Genomic DNA, 15,199 nt, shown 5'->3' on the forward strand with positions numbered 1-15,199 from the left:
AAACCGAATCACCGGGTGAATTACAGTGAGATACCGGAGAAGGACATGAAGCCCAGGGACATCAGACCAACAGTAATGAAGGTGATACCCAGGCCACGGAGGCCTTCCGGAACGTCACTGTACTTGAGTTTCTCGCGGATACCCGCCAGGGCAATGATGGCCAGAGCCCAGCCGAGGCCGGCGCCGAAGCCATACACCACACTCTCGCCAAAGGTGTAGTCACGCTCCACCATGAACAGCGAAGCACCCAGAATGGCGCAGTTCACCGTGATCAGTGGCAGGAACACACCCAGAGCGGCGTAGAGCGCCGGGATATACTTGTCCAGAACCATTTCCATGATCTGGACAATAGCCGCGATTACACCGATATACGTCAGCAAGCCGAGAAAGCTCAGGTCTACGTTGGGCAGGCCTGCCCAGTCCAGGGCCCCTTCCCGCAGAATGCTGTTGTACAGCAGGTTGTTCACCGGCACGGTTACGGTCAGTACCACCACCACGGCAATACCGAGACCCGTCGCCGCCTCGATCTTCTTGGAGATAGCCAGGAATGTACACATCCCCAGGAAGAAGGCCAGAGCCATATTCTCAACGAAAATAGCCTTCAGAATCAGGCTGATATAATGTTCCATCAGAAAGCCTCCTTGGCGACATGGCGGGACATTTTATAGTCCGGCTCTTCAACCTGCTCCGGCTTCCAGGTCCGCAGACCCCAGATGGCCAGGCCGATAATGAAGAACGCGCTCGGCGGCAGCAGCAACAGACCGTTCGGAATGTACCAGCCACCTTCGTTGACTACCGGCATCAGGGATACACCGAACAGGGAGCCGGCACCCAGAAGCTCGCGGAAAAAGGCAACGAAGATCAGGAGTACGGAGTAGCCGAGGCCATTACCAACGCCATCCAGGAAGCTCAGCCAGGGGCCGTTCTTCATGGCGAAACCTTCTGCGCGGCCCATGACGATGCAGTTGGTGATGATCAGGCCAACGAACACCGAAAGCTGCTTGGAGATCTCATAGGCGTAGGCCTTGAGCACCTGGTCAACCACGATTACCAGGGAGGCGATGATGGTCATCTGCACGATGATCCGGATGCTGCCCGGGATCTGTGTGCGAACCAGAGAAACGGCCAGGTTGGAAAATGCGGTAACGGCGATAACCGCCATACACATAACCAGAGTGACGTTCATGCTGGTGGTTACCGCCAGCGCTGAACAGATGCCCAGAATCTGCAGGGCAATCGGGTTATTGCTGAAGATCGGTTCGAAGAGAACCTGTTTGGCTGATGCATCTGCCATGATCAGACCTCCCCTTCACGAAGTTTTTGCAGGAACGGCGCGTACCCGCGGTCGCCCATCCAGTAGTTGACCAACTGTTCAACGCCACGGCTTGTCAGGGTCGCACCAGAGAGAGCATCAACCTTGTGCTCCTTATCCTGGGCATCGGCGCTGACGCCGCCCTTGACCAGTCGCACCTGGGGTTCGGAACGGTCTTCGTTGTAGACCTCTTTACCAACCCACTGGCGCTTCCAGCGCGGGTTGTCCACCTCACCGCCAAGACCCGGGGTTTCCGCGTGCGCATAGAAGCCCAGACCTTCAATGGTGTTCAGATCGCCCTCGAGGGAAATGAAGCCGTAAAGGGTGGACCAGAGACCGTAGCCGTGGATCGGAAGAACCACGCGATTGATCTGGCCGTTCTCACTCATGGTGTAGACCTTGGCAACATTCGGACGGCGCTTGATACCGGCCTTGTCTTCAGAAGACGGAATGTTGGTGGACATTTGAGGGTCCGAAGCAGCCTTGTACATGTCGTACTTCATGGGGTCCTGGACACCCACGTCGGAAGGCTCGACGAATTCACCGGTATCCAGATCCACCAGACGAACATCGAAACTCTCGAATTTCTGCAAAATCTGCTCTGTGGTATCGCCTTGATCCAGCATACCTGCAGCAGAAAGAATATTGGTTGTCATATCGAGATGCTGATTCTTGACTTGGGCGGGTCTGAGCATGACTGCCGCGGTAGAAACCACGACAGAGAATACAATACTCAGCACCAGCGCAACGATCAGCGTACGGGAGACAGTTTCTTTAGCTTTAGCCACGAGCAAGCCTCCGTTTGATGTTGGCCTGAACCACGTAATGGTCCATCAGCGGCGCGAACAGGTTAGCGAACAGGATGGCCAGCATGATGCCTTCCGGGAAGGCCGGGTTGATCACGCGGATCAGAACCGTCATCACGCCCACCAGAATACCGAAGCACCAGCGACCGGTGTTGGTCATTGCCGCAGAAACCGGATCCGTTGCCATGAACATCATGCCGAAGGCGAATCCGCCCATGACCAGGTGCCAGTGCGCCGGAATGGCGAACATCGGATTGGTTTCAGAACCGATAATGTTCAGCAACAGGGACATACCGATCATGCCGATCAGCACACCACCGACAATCCGGTAGCTGGCGATTTTCATGGCCAGCAGGATCAGACCGCCGATCAGTACCGCAAGCGTTGAGGTCTCACCCATGGAGCCCTGAATGGTGCCCATAAAGGCGCTCATCCAGCCAATTTGCGCTTCCAGGGCTTCCAGGCCGCCACTTGCAGCCCAGCTCAGCGCGGTGGCACCACTGAAACCATCAACCGCGGTCCAAACGGTGTCACCGGAGATCTGCGCCGGGTAGGCAAAGTACAGGAACGCACGGCCGGTCAGGGCCGGGTTCAGGAAGTTCTTGCCAGTACCGCCGAACACTTCTTTACCGATGACGACACCGAAGGTGATACCCAGGGCCACCTGCCAGAGCGGAATGGTGGGCGGGCAGATCAGTGCAAAGAGTACAGATGTAACGAAGAAGCCTTCGTTCACTTCGTGACGACGCACAGTGGCAAACAGGACTTCCCAGAAACCGCCGACCACGAAGGTCACGAAGTAAATGGGCACGAAGTAAGCCATGCCGTACACGAAATTATCCCATACGCCGGCACCGGCGCCGGTAATGGCAAGCGCCTGGATAAAGGCAGTACGCAGGCCGCCGTCAGCGACCATGGCATCCGGGTTAGATGCCAGGAAACTGTTGGCCTGATAGCCGATGTTCCACATACCGAAGAACATCGCCGGGAAAGTACACAGCCATACCGTGATCATGATGCGCTTGAGGTCAACGCCGTCACGCACATGGGCGGTGGTTGAGGTTACCTTGCCGGGAGTGTAGAAAATGGTATCCACGGCCTCATACAGCGCGTACCAGCGCTCGTACTTGCCACCCTTTTCAAAGTGATGCTCGATTCCATCGAGAAACTGTCTGATAGCCATCGTATTAGCCCTCGATCTCGATTCGGGTCAGGTTCTCGCGGAGAATCGGACCATATTCATATTTGCCCGGGCACACGAATGTGCACAGCGCCAGATCTTCTTCATCCAGCTCCAGCGCACCAAGCTTCTGTGCCATCTCTGTGTCACCGACAATCAGTGAACGCAGCAGCTGCGTCGGCAGGATATCCAGAGGCATGATCTGCTCGTAAGCGCCAACCGGGACCATCGCCCGCTCACTACCGTTGGTCGTGGTGGTGAAGTTGAAAAGCTTGCCACTGGCGAGCTTGGACAGATATATGTTCAGCACCGAGAAGCGGTTCGGGCCCGGAGACAACCAGCCCATGAACTCACGTTTGTTGCCTTCTTCAAGCACGGATACCTGATTGGCAAAGCGGCCAAGGTAGGCGCAGGGTCCGTCGCCACGGCGACCACCGAACACGGATCCCGAAATCGCGCGGACCTCGCAATCCGTGGCAACTTCGCCGTCCAGAAGCTCCTCAAGGCTGGCACCCAGGCGGGTACGCACCAGGCGCGGCTTCAAAGCCTTGGGGCCACCGATCGCGACAATACGTTCAACCGGCACTTCGCCGGATTCAAACAATTTGGCGATGTCGATGACGTCCTGGTAATTGATGCTCCAGACGGTCTTGCTGCCGGATACCGGGTCCAGATGATGGATGTGGGTACCAACATTACCCGCGGGATGCTTGCCATCGAACTGGTGGACTTCAACGGCGTCGGTCTTGGGAACCGCCACGTTGGATCCTGGCTTGCCGGTAACAAAGACTTTGCCTGCGGTCAGCTTGGTAAGCAGTTTGAGGCCGTTTTCAAATGCCTGACTGTTCTCGCCAATGATGACTGTCGGGTCCGCTGCCAGCGGATTGGTGTCCATGACCGACACGAAAATGGAGTTGGGCGCGGAGTCAATTGCGGGAACCTTGCTGTAAGGCCGCGTCTTGAACGCCGTCCAAAGCCCGGATTCCACCAGATTGTCTACCACCTGCTGGCGTTCCAGGCCGGCAAGATCCGCGTCGCTGTAGCGCGCAAAGGTCTCAGCCTCATCGCCATCGATTTCGATAACGATCGACTGGAACACACGACGCTCACCACGGTTAATCTCTTTCACCACGCCGGCGGCGGGTGAGGTATAACGAACGCCTTCGGTCTTCTTGTCCGTGAACAGCAGCGTACCGCGCTTGACACGGTCTCCCTCTTTCACAGCCATCGTCGGCTTCATGCCGATGTAGTCAAAACCGATCAACGCCACGTGGCGAACGGGTTTGCCGTCTGTAATGGTCTGTTCGGGAGCGCCGCTGATGGGAAGATCCAGGCCTTTTTTGATCTTGATCATTAGCCTCATCCAATCATCAGAAACTTTTCAATGGATTCGTAACGCCCGACACCTGCGGCCCAGAAAAACCATGAGAAACGGAGTGCCAGACGTACCCAAAATCGCGCCAATTATAGAGATTAAGGAATCCTATTTCCACCAGAACTCGGAACAGGTTAAATGCCGACATCGAAATACCCCGACGGCAATGCCTGTAAAAACAAAAACCCCGACAGCACTCGCCATCGGGGTTTTCTGGACCTTCACTTCACCAGATCGGCGCGATCGACTCAGTCTCTCGCACGTTTGGGGAAGATCGGGTAACTTACGCCGGCCATCTGGTTGACCACGCGAATAACCTGGGCGCTATAACCAAACTCGTTGTCGTACCAGACGTACAGGATCAGACGCTTGCCGCTGGCGATGGTTGCCTGCGCGTCAACGATACCGGCATGACGGGAACCGACGAAATCGGTGGAAACCACTTCCGGAGAGTTCACGAAGTCGATCTGCTTCTGGAGCTCTGAATGCAGCGCCATATCCCGCAGATAGTCGTTCACACTTTCCGCATCGACTTCTTTCTTGAGATTGAGATTCAGAATCGCCATGGAGACGTTCGGCGTCGGCACCCGGATCGCATTGCCTGTCAGCTTGCCCTTCAGAACCGGCAGCGCCTTGGCAACAGCCTTGGCGGCACCTGTCTCGGTAATTACCATGTTCAGGGCAGCGCTGCGTCCGCGACGACTTCCCTTGTGGTAATTGTCGATCAGGTTCTGGTCATTGGTGTAGGAGTGCACCGTCTCTACGTGACCGTCTTCAATGCCGTACTCATCCTCAATCGCTTTCAGTACAGGGGTGATAGCATTGGTGGTACAGGAAGCCGCGGACAGGATCTTGTCTTCGTTGGTGATCCAGTCGTTGTTGATACCATAGACGATGTTCTTGATGTCGCCTTTGCCCGGTGCAGTCAGGATAACGCGACTGACGCCCTTGGACTTCAGGTGCAGACCAAGCCCGGCCTCGTCACGCCACTTGCCGGTGTTGTCGATCACAATGGCGTTGTTGATGCCGTATTCGGTGTAATCCACCTTGTCCGGACCGTCAGAGTAGATCACCTTGATGTAGTTGCCGTTGGCAATCAGGGCTGATTCTTTTTCATCGACGGTAATGGTGCCATCGAACGGTCCGTGTACGGAATCTCGGCGAAGCAGACTGGCACGCTTTTCAAGATCGTTTTCCGCACCGCCCTGACGCACAACAATCGCGCGCAGGCGCAGGTTGTTACCACCACCGGCTTTCTCAATCAGAATACGTGCCAGCAGACGGCCGATACGGCCAAAGCCGTACAGGACCACATCCTTGGTATCGTTGTGGGCGTCTTCTTCGGACTGAGCGGCATATTGGCCAACCACCGGACCGATTTCACGCTTGAGGAACTCGGTCAGGTCACCGCCTTCCTCTTTGAACTTGACCGCCAACTTGCCGATATCGACGTGAGCGCGGCCCAGATCAAGTTTGTCCATCGCCTGCAGGATCGGCAGGGTGTCGTGAACAGAAAGCTCGCTGTCTTCAACCTGGCGCACGAAACGGTGAGCGCGGATGATATCAATGACCGACTGGTTGATGATGGCGCGGCCATAGACAGAAGTAACCACATTGTTTTTGCGGTAGAGGCGGCCGATCAGCGGAATCATGGCTTCCGCGGTGGATTCTCTTTCCGTCCAGTTGGACAGGTGCTGATTGATCTGTTCGTGACTCACGCTTGAACCTCTGCAGTTGGCACTTGGAAAATGGGGCGCATATTATCCAACTTAATCCGGCTGACCGCAAATACGCCAGACCATGACCTTCGTATAGAACCTGCCCGTCGATTAAGCAAGTGTCAGCCACGACTTCAGCGCCATGACAGTGCCAGTCGCGAGCGTTAGAATACGCGCCACACCGCCGCCCGGACACCCAAACCAGGAGAATCAGACCGCCCATGAGCCAAGGTGCCAGCACACGCCCGTCACTCCGATCCATGATTGCCCCGGAATTCCCTTCCCGAGCGGCTGATCACAGGACATGGGGCCAATTGCATGGCAGCAGTGATGCGCTGGCCATCTGTGAAAGCGCCCGCGCCCACAAAGGCCTGACTCTGGTGATAACCCGGAGCACCGCCGATGCCATCCGGCTTGAACAGGCGATGCGGTTCTTTCTCGGGCTGCCTCCTGAAGAGGATGGCCCCGCCATCAGCGAAGACGGATTGGAGCTGCTCTCCCTGCCGGACTGGGAAACCCTGCCCTACGATCTGTTCTCTCCCCATCAGGACATCATCTCCCGGCGAATCCGGACGCTGCACCGCTTGCCCTCGACCAGCCATGGGGTTCTGGTGGTTCCTGCAAGAACCCTGATGCACAGGTTGCCGCCGGTTAACTACCTCCAGGGCAATACTCTGCTTCTGGAAGTCGGGCAGTCCCTGGATATAGAAAACTGGCGCATGCAGCTGGAGGCGGCAGGCTACCGGCACGCCGAGAACGTCTACGAACACGGTGAATACGCTGTTCGCGGCGCGATACTGGACATTTTTCCCATGGGCGCCAGCCTCCCCTACCGGATTGACCTGTTCGATGATGAAATCGAAACTCTCCGGACCTTCGATCCCGAAACCCAGCGTTCGATTGACCGGATAGATCGGATCGAACTGCTGCCTGCTTTCGAATTTCCGTGGCACAAGGAGGCACGGTCGGGCTTCCGTAGCCGCTGGTTCGAGCAGTTCCCGGACGCTGACAAGGACACGCCCATATACCAGGACGTGACCCAGGGCATCACGCCACCGGGGATCGAGTACTACCTGCCCCTGTTCTTCGACGAGACGGCAACCCTGTTCGATTATCTGCCTGGGGCGACCCATGTCTTTACCGCCGACGGGCTGAACGACGCGGTCAGCCATTTTGACAGCGAAACCCGTAACCGTTACGAAGACCGTCGCCACGATCGACTGCGGCCGATACTGCCACCCACCCGGCTGTTTCTGCAGCAGGAGGAGCTGTTCAGACACCTGAAAGCCTTTCCCAGGGTAACCATCTCCTCCGATTCCCAGGAGGCCACAGGATCGGTCAATTGCCCGACAAGAACCCTGCCGGATATCGCCATGGATGGTCGTGCCGCTGATCCTGCGGGCCGTCTCAAGCGGTTTCTCGATGATTTTGACGGCCACGTACTGATCTGCGCAGAGTCATCCGGCCGGCGGGAAGCCCTGCTGGAGAATCTTGGCGAACAGGGCCTTGAACTGAAAACCCTGGCCGGCTGGCAGGCTTTTCTGGACGATCACGAAACCCCGCTGGCCATTACCATTGCCCCGATGGAGCAAGGCCTGGTACTACCCGAGCATTCCATCGCCCTTATTACAGAAACGGCTTTATTTGGCGAGCGGGTATTGCAGCGACGTCGCCGGGAGAAGCCCACAGAAACCGACGATGCAGGTTTTCGGGACCTGTCGGAGTTGCGGATCGGTGCACCGGTGGTTCACATCGACCATGGGGTGGGCCGCTATCTGGGCCTCGAAACCATAACCGTTGAGGGCGAGGCCAGCGAGTTTCTGATGCTGGAGTACGCCGGTGGCTCCAAACTCTATGTGCCGGTGTCCAGCCTGCATCTGATTTCCCGTTATGCCGGCAATGACACCGAGCACGCGCCACTGCATAAGCTGGGCACGGATCGCTGGAGCACAGCGAAACAGAAAGCCCTTGAGAAAATCCGCGATACCGCCGCAGAGCTTCTGGACGTCTACGCCCGCCGGGAGGCGCGCAAGGGTTTCAGCTTCGAGGATCCGAAGGAGGCGTACCGAGCGTTTGCGGCCGGCTTCCCCTTCGAGGAGACGCCCGACCAGCAGGTGGCCATTCAGTCGGTATTCGAGGACATGACCAGTGAGCGACCGATGGACCGCCTGGTCTGTGGTGATGTCGGCTTCGGGAAAACTGAGGTAGCCATGCGCGCCGCCTTCCTGGCCACATGGTCCGGCAAACAGGTGGCGGTTCTTGTGCCCACCACCCTGCTCGCCCAACAGCACTACGAGTCCTTCCGGGACCGCTTCTCAGAAACCCCGGTTCAGGTCGAACTGCTCAGCCGATTCCGTACCGCCGGCCAGACCAGCAAAGCCCTCGAGGCGGTGGAGAATGGCAAGGCCGACATCGTGATCGGCACCCACAAACTGCTTCAGGGTGACATCAAATTCAAGAATCTCGGCCTGGTCATCATTGATGAAGAACACCGGTTTGGCGTGCAGCAAAAGGAAAGATTGAAAGCGCTGCGGGCCGAAGTGGACATGCTCAACCTCACCGCGACTCCGATCCCGCGGACCCTGAACATGGCCATGGGGCATCTGAGAGATCTCTCGATTATCGCAACACCTCCGGCCCGGCGACTCTCGGTGAAAACCTTCGTGCGCCAGAAAGACAATGCCATGGTCAAGGAAGCCATCTTGCGGGAAATTCTCCGCGGCGGTCAGGTGTACTTCCTGCACAATGATGTGGCAACAATCGAGAAAACCGCCGAGGATCTGCGGGCACTGATTCCCGAAGCCCGCGTGGGCGTCGCCCACGGCCAGATGCGGGAGCGGGATCTCGAGAAGATCATGTCGGACTTCTACCACAAGCGCTTCAACGTGCTGGTGTGCACAACCATCATTGAGACCGGCATCGACGTTCCCAGCGCCAACACCATTATTATCGAGCGGGCAGACAAGTTCGGCCTGGCCCAGCTGCACCAGCTTCGGGGTCGCGTTGGCCGGTCGCACCACCAGGCCTATGCGTATCTGCTGACGCCACCGCCGAAATCGATTACGGCCGACGCCAAAAAACGGCTGGACGCCATCTCGGAGGCGCAGGACCTCGGCGCTGGCTTTATGCTGGCCACCCATGACCTGGAAATCCGCGGCGCCGGTGAGCTGCTGGGCGAGGAACAGAGCGGGCAGATCGAAAGCATCGGCTTTACCCTCTACATGCAGCTGCTGGACGAGGCCGTCAAGGCTATCCGGGAGGGCCGGACACCCAACGCCGACCTGCCCCTGAGCCACGGCACCGAGATGAACCTGAGAATTCCGGCATTGATTCCAGAAGATTACCTGCCGGATGTTCATAACCGCCTGATGCTCTACAAGCGAATCGCCAGCGTCGACAGCCCGGATGCATTAAAAGAACTTCAGGTTGAAATGATTGACCGGTTCGGATTGTTACCGGATCCGGCCAAGAATCTAATCCGCCAGACCGAGCTTCGACTCCGGGCAGAAGGCCTGGGTATCGTGAAAGTTGACGCTGGCAAGGAATGGGCGCGCCTCGAGTTTGGCAGCTCGACGCCGGTGGACCCTCTGGTTCTGGTTAAAAAAGTGCAATCTGCACCGGACCAATACCGGCTCGAAGGTGCCAACAGCTTCCGTTTTCGGCTGAAGGATGCCACAACCGGTGGTAAACTCGACGGCATTTCCCGGATGCTTGGCGAGCTGGAGCCTGCGAAAAGTCACGCATCCGGCTCATGAACGGCCGACCAACATGTGGAGTACGACCCTTGCAGACTGACGGAATTCGCTGGTGCCGATACCCGACCCGGGCCTTTCTGGCCGCCCTCCTGCTGAGCTTCGCGGCCACAGGGGCTGCCCAACAGCCAGACCGGGCAACACTGCCCCTGGAGCCCGGCACCCCCATTCCCGACGATTACTACCGGGCCGAGTTCGTGATTCTTGAGCGGATTATAGAACCCGAGGCCGTGAATGAGCGCATGTCTGGCCGCACGGTAGAGGAGCCGATAGAAACGGAGGAGGTTCTCTGGTCTGCGCTGGAGGATGGCACCACGGAAACCACCCTGGAACTGGCGCCCCGGGAAGACCTTCACCTTGCCAGCGCGGCGGCGCGACTTGAGCGCAGTGGACGGTACCGTGTGCTCCTGGCTGCCGGTTGGTATGAGGCGTTCCCGCCGGATTACGAGGGCACGCCCCTGCAGGTGGAAATTGGTGATTGGATTGACAACGCCCGTACCAGGGAGGTTGAAGGCCACATTACCATCGACCGGCAACGCTACCTGCACGTAAATGTTCACCTCAACCACTGGCAGCTGGCGGAAGATGCTCAAGCCCTGCCTGAAGACGAGACGACCGAGTTGTCACAGGAGACGCCCCCGCCTGCAGGGGCGACCGGCGCTGAAGACACCGCTCCCTCTTCAACGACACTCGACGAATCTGCCGCTCAGCCACTTGCTGTAATGGCTGAGCCTGCCCCGCTGGAGTTATTGACCTGGATCCGGGAAACCCGGCGTATGCGCAGTGAGGAAATCCACTTCCTGGACTCCCCCACGATCGGCGTACTGGTGTTCTTCAAGAAGATTGAGGCAACGGAGTAAGCACTCCAAGGCCGGCCATCGACACTGCGAGAATCCGTTTAACACCGGACATTCCCTGCTCGATGGCCGCCTCGATCTCTTCCATCGTGATGATGTGATCGGATTTGCCAGCCGCCCAATTGACCACCAGCCCCAGACAGACATATCGCATCCCCAGTTCCGCTGCCAGCGCGGCCTCCGGCATGCCGGTCATGCCCACCAGGTCGCATCCGTCCCGTTCCATCCGGATGATCTCGGCTGAAGTTTCCAACCTTGGCCCCTGGGTTGCGCCATACACCCCGAAACCGGAAAACGGCACGCCCTCTGCGCCTGCGGCATCAATCAGGATCTGACGGGCACTCTCGTCATAGGGCCAGGTGAAATCTATATGGGTCACCGACTCCAGGTCACCCTCGAAAAAGGTGCTGGCACGCCCCCAGGTGTAATCAATAATCTGATCGGGAATAACGACGTGGGCAGGCCCCATATCCGGGTGGATACCACCGACGGCGTTGACACCCACTACCGTCCGGACACCGGCATCGTAAAGGGCCTTCAGATTCGCCCGATAGTTCACCTGATGGGGTGGAATACGGTGCGGATTACCATGTCGCGACAGGAAGATAGCGGGCTGATCGCCAAGCCGCCCTTCCACCAGCGGCGCCGATGGACTGCCCCATGGCGTGCCAACCTGCTTTTCACCGGTGATTTCCAGGCCCGAAAGGGTGGTCAGGCCGGTGCCGCCAATAATGCCAACAGGGTGCATTTTCTCCGGTGACGTCATTCTGCCTCTCCTGAATCTTCCACATCTCCGGTTGTCTGGCGATTCTGCGACTTGCCGGAGCTCTTGCCGGATGAATCCGCCGCGCCCTTGTCTGAGGAACCCTCGGACTGTGATCCGGACAGCCTCACGCCCTCCGGAAGATGCAATGTGCGGGTCGGGAAAGCCACCTCGGCACCGTAACCCTCAATGATGTCACTGATTTTCAGCAGCACATCCTGCTTCACCTCGTGGAACCGGACCCACTGGGTTGTCTTGGTAAAGGTGTACACCATGATATCCAGCGAGGAGGCATTGAACGCGAGGAAGTTCACGATCAGGGTCTCATCGCTGTCAATCTCTTCATGCTCTTGTAGCATGGCCTTGATGTCATCAACGATGGACGCCATCTGCCCGACATCGGCATACCGAATGCCGATGGTTTCGTAGATCCGGCGATTGGTCATGCGCGATGGATTCTCCACCGCGATGGTGGTGAACGCGGCATTCGGCACATAAAGCGGCCGTTTATCGAAGGTTCGGATGGTGGTGAGACGCCAGCCGATATGTTCCACCGTACCCTCGATATTGCGATCCGGTGAACGTACCCAGTCTCCTACCTTGAATGGCCGGTCCAGATGGATAATAAAGCCGCCGAAAAAGTTGGCCAGCAGGTCCTTGGCAGCAAAGCCAACGGCAATACCGCCCACGCCGCCGAACGCCAGGACACCGGAAATGCTGTAGCCCATGGACTGCATCGCAATGAGCACTGCAGTAATGATAACCACCGCCCGGGACAGTTTGCTCACCGCGTTGACGGTTGTGTAGTCCATGGGCTGCTTCATTTTCAGAGGCGATACCAGTATCCCCTCAGCTTCCTTGATCAGTCTCAGAACGGCCCACACCAGAACAAAGATGAAACCGATCTGAAGGACGGACTCGTTCGCCTTGAATATCTCTGCTTCCGAGTATTTATGAGCCACTTCCGCAGCCCAGTAGACTCCTTGCAGCCAGACAAACGCTACAACCGGTTTGCGGGCCGCGTGCAATAACGCGTCGTCAAACAGGTTCTTGGTCTGACTGAATTTACGCTCCAGGGCAGCGATGATATGGCTGGCGATATACGCCACCGTGGCTGTCCCGAAAACCAGCGCAAACACGACAATTCCGACGCGCCAGGCTTCAGACAGCAGCCCGAAATTCTCGATCCAGCCATTCACCATGGCCATAACATCTCCGATCATCGGATCCCTCTGGTCTCGAAAGGTTTATCGAATGGAAACGGCCGTTCCCGGCGCGACGCGATCAAACAGATCAATAATGTCTTCATTGCGCATCCGCACACAGCCGTGGGACAGCGGCACTCCCATCGGCTCACTGTCCGGCGTGCCGTGAATGTATATGAAGCGACGGAAAGTATCGACACCCGGCCCCCGATTTTCGCCCCACTGGCGGCCGCACAACCAGAGAATCCGGCTCAGGATCCAGTCGCGGTCAGGGTGCTGACGGGCAAGTTCGGAGCTGTAGATTTCTCCGGTGGGGCGCCGTGCCCGGAATACGGTTCCAACGGGAAGTCCTGCCCCGATACAGGCCCGGACATAGTGCTCTCCCCGGGGCGTACAGCCACTGCCATCGCTCTCTCCCGGCCCGTTCAACGCGGTGGAAACCGGATAGGAAGCAACAAGCTCTCCGCCTGCGGTTTCAAGCCGCAGGCGCTGGAGGCTCAGATCTATATCAATGCGGACTGATGCAGGATGCGTCAAAACCGGCCAGGCTCCCTTGGGGTAAAGGAGGAAGCCTAACCGAGAGAGTGGAACTCAGGCAACCGAGACCTTGCTGCCAACCGGTGGAACCAGCATGGCATCTTCCGCCTGCATGCCGGCGGCCAGGAAGGGGACCAATCGCGCGGCAATTTCCTGAACTGTGGTTTCCACACCCAACTTGTTCTGAAGGATGTCTCTCAATGCATCGCTGCTGGACATGGTGAAGGCTGTTGCTCCCAACATGAACTGGATGCGCCAGTATCTATCCACCGACGAAAGCTGGGGAGTCGCTTCCTTGAGCAACCGCATGAAACGGCTGAAGGGCTCGCTGTATTCCTGTTCCAGGAACTTGCGCAAATGCCCCTGGGACTGGGTGTAGGCAAGCCCAAGCAAGCGCATGAAGATCGAGATGCCCTTCTCGTTGCGTTGAGGCATGCGCACCGCACTTTCGGTAAGCGCCCAGAGCGTCTGATTCAGCGTTGGCGGTTTGCCGTCACAGCGTTCCTCAAGCTCATCAAAGGCGTTCTCCAGGGTTGCAGAAAACGGCGTCAGAAAGCGTGCGAAAACGGCGTGAATCAGGGCGTTCTTTGAACCAAAGTGGTAATTGACAGCGGCCAGATTTACTTTAGCCTTACTGGTAATCATTCGGAGCGAGGTTTCCGAAAAACCCCGGTCGGCGAACAGCTCTTCGGCTGCATCGAGAATCCGGTCAACGGTATCAGACTGCGCCATTTTGTTATCAATGCCTCTAGCAAACGTCTGTTTGAAACATACGTTTGAAGCGCATCCGTGTCAAGTTCTGGGCTCAGGCTCTGCCGCCACTTCCTCCCAACCCCGGTCAATTGCTTCCTGGTTACCCTCGAAAAAGGCCTTCTGGACGCGGCTGTACGCCTTCTCTGCTTCCAGCAGGTAGATCAGGTACAGACGCACATGCTCCCTGCGCGTCAACTGCCGGGACAGAACCCGGCTCTCGGACAACTTCAGGAGATGACTGAACCGGGTATTCTTCAGCGCAGGATTAAAATCTGCCATCCGGGCGCATTGCCAGATCAGGCCGTCCGAGCCTTCAAGGTGGGCAACGTGCTGCCGCGCTTCACGGATCATCCTCTGGCGGGTCATGATCAGGTCAAGATAGGAAGGTTTGGTGGTATAGATTCTGCGTACCGCCGGTATTCCCAGCAACAGAATGATCACGAAGGCGCCGAAGCCGCCGCCTGCAATCCAGGCAGGGACAAACCCGGTCAGCCCGCTCAGAAAGATGGCTGCGGCAATCAGGGCGCTGAACAACCACAGATCCCGCCCACGACGGGCTTCAGCCAACGTAAAGTTATCCGGCCAACCGTTCATGGCCAGCAGATCAAAATCCATCAGCAGAACCCGATCACATTGCCGCAGCATCAGCCGGAGCTTGCGCTGCCGGGATTCTGCCATCACTCTCTCGGCCCCGCTGCTACCTGCCTCCCGGGATTCCTGACCAGCTGAAGCGTTATCGGGCTCTGAACCGGTGTCCGGGCCCTGCTCGGACGGTGCACCTTTGTCAGCCTGACTGTCGGATACTGGAGCCGAAGGCTGGGCATCCGCCGTTCTGGGGGCCGGCACAGGATCGGCCGCCCGCCCCGGCCTCAACACCGGCGCCTGCACCGGCTCATTCGCCTGGGTGGCAGCCTTACTCTGATTTTCAGCCATGGCAGATT

At 57.8% G+C, this 15,199-nt stretch carries 13 protein-coding genes; 2 read left to right on the forward strand and 11 right to left on the reverse strand.

The annotated features are described in order from the left end of the window. Positions 1 to 20: 20 nt before the first annotated feature. The 6 genes from nqrE to SIC15_RS12665 all read right to left on the reverse strand — a co-directional run bounded on the left by nqrE (position 21) and on the right by SIC15_RS12665 (position 6,376). A complete protein-coding gene (gene nqrE / locus SIC15_RS12640) occupies positions 21 to 629 on the reverse strand; it encodes an NADH:ubiquinone reductase (Na(+)-transporting) subunit E (protein ID WP_104320397.1) in 609 nt (202 codons plus the stop codon). Further along, complete coding sequence (locus SIC15_RS12645) at positions 629 to 1,294, reverse strand: NADH:ubiquinone reductase (Na(+)-transporting) subunit D (protein ID WP_153633578.1); 666 nt, start codon at positions 1,292 to 1,294, stop codon at positions 629 to 631. Before SIC15_RS12645 ends, nqrE begins: the two co-directional genes overlap by 1 nt. Before the next feature lie 2 nt (positions 1,295 to 1,296). Further along, positions 1,297 to 2,100 carry a Na(+)-translocating NADH-quinone reductase subunit C gene (locus SIC15_RS12650; RefSeq protein ID WP_412536067.1) on the reverse strand — a complete coding sequence of 268 codons (804 nt, stop codon included), beginning with the start codon at positions 2,098 to 2,100 and terminating at the stop codon, positions 1,297 to 1,299. After that, entirely contained in the window at positions 2,093 to 3,301 is a 1,209-nt protein-coding gene (locus SIC15_RS12655) for an NADH:ubiquinone reductase (Na(+)-transporting) subunit B (RefSeq protein ID WP_064228852.1), read from the reverse strand. The genes SIC15_RS12650 and SIC15_RS12655 overlap by 8 nt, the downstream gene beginning before the upstream one ends. A gap of 4 nt (positions 3,302 to 3,305) precedes the next feature. Beyond that, positions 3,306 to 4,652 carry a Na(+)-translocating NADH-quinone reductase subunit A gene (locus SIC15_RS12660; RefSeq protein WP_069183241.1) on the reverse strand — a complete coding sequence of 449 codons (1,347 nt, stop codon included), beginning with the start codon at positions 4,650 to 4,652 and terminating at the stop codon, positions 3,306 to 3,308. Between the two features lie 269 nt (positions 4,653 to 4,921). After that, the gene (locus tag SIC15_RS12665; protein WP_412537618.1) at positions 4,922 to 6,376 is read right to left on the reverse strand and encodes a glyceraldehyde-3-phosphate dehydrogenase; all 1,455 of its coding nucleotides are present in this window, start codon (positions 6,374 to 6,376) and stop codon (positions 4,922 to 4,924) included. A gap of 236 nt (positions 6,377 to 6,612) precedes the next feature. On the opposite strand from SIC15_RS12665, the gene mfd reads away from it, so the two are divergent. Together mfd and SIC15_RS12675 are read left to right on the forward strand one after the other, a co-directional pair. Next, the gene (gene mfd / locus SIC15_RS12670) at positions 6,613 to 10,146 is read left to right on the forward strand and encodes a transcription-repair coupling factor (RefSeq protein WP_412536068.1); all 3,534 of its coding nucleotides are present in this window, start codon (positions 6,613 to 6,615) and stop codon (positions 10,144 to 10,146) included. Between the two features lie 29 nt (positions 10,147 to 10,175). Next, the gene (locus tag SIC15_RS12675; protein WP_412536069.1) at positions 10,176 to 11,003 is read left to right on the forward strand and encodes a CsiV family protein; all 828 of its coding nucleotides are present in this window, start codon (positions 10,176 to 10,178) and stop codon (positions 11,001 to 11,003) included. Here SIC15_RS12675 and SIC15_RS12680 read toward each other — a convergent pair. The 5 genes from SIC15_RS12680 to SIC15_RS12700 form a co-directional block, all read right to left on the reverse strand. Beyond that, positions 10,978 to 11,766, reverse strand: a complete 789-nt coding sequence (locus tag SIC15_RS12680; RefSeq protein WP_305967306.1) for an S-methyl-5'-thioinosine phosphorylase — start codon at positions 11,764 to 11,766, stop codon at positions 10,978 to 10,980. The two genes, SIC15_RS12675 and SIC15_RS12680, sit on opposite strands and share 26 nt — an antisense overlap. After that, positions 11,763 to 12,986 carry a mechanosensitive ion channel family protein gene (locus SIC15_RS12685; RefSeq protein ID WP_069183236.1) on the reverse strand — a complete coding sequence of 408 codons (1,224 nt, stop codon included), beginning with the start codon at positions 12,984 to 12,986 and terminating at the stop codon, positions 11,763 to 11,765. Before SIC15_RS12685 ends, SIC15_RS12680 begins: the two co-directional genes overlap by 4 nt. A 24-nt stretch (positions 12,987 to 13,010) precedes the next feature. Beyond that, on the reverse strand, positions 13,011 to 13,475 hold the full coding sequence (locus SIC15_RS12690) for a L,D-transpeptidase family protein (RefSeq protein ID WP_370686080.1): 465 nt from the start codon (positions 13,473 to 13,475) through the stop codon (positions 13,011 to 13,013). A gap of 84 nt (positions 13,476 to 13,559) precedes the next feature. Then, entirely contained in the window at positions 13,560 to 14,237 is a 678-nt protein-coding gene (locus SIC15_RS12695; protein ID WP_069183234.1) for a TetR/AcrR family transcriptional regulator, read from the reverse strand. A gap of 60 nt (positions 14,238 to 14,297) precedes the next feature. Further along, positions 14,298 to 15,191 carry a hypothetical protein gene (locus tag SIC15_RS12700; protein ID WP_222464836.1) on the reverse strand — a complete coding sequence of 298 codons (894 nt, stop codon included), beginning with the start codon at positions 15,189 to 15,191 and terminating at the stop codon, positions 14,298 to 14,300. Positions 15,192 to 15,199 lie beyond the last annotated feature (8 nt).

This window comes from Marinobacter sp. MIT932201 (assembly GCF_047123295.1).
Taxonomy (GTDB): domain Bacteria; phylum Pseudomonadota; class Gammaproteobacteria; order Pseudomonadales; family Oleiphilaceae; genus Marinobacter; species Marinobacter salsuginis.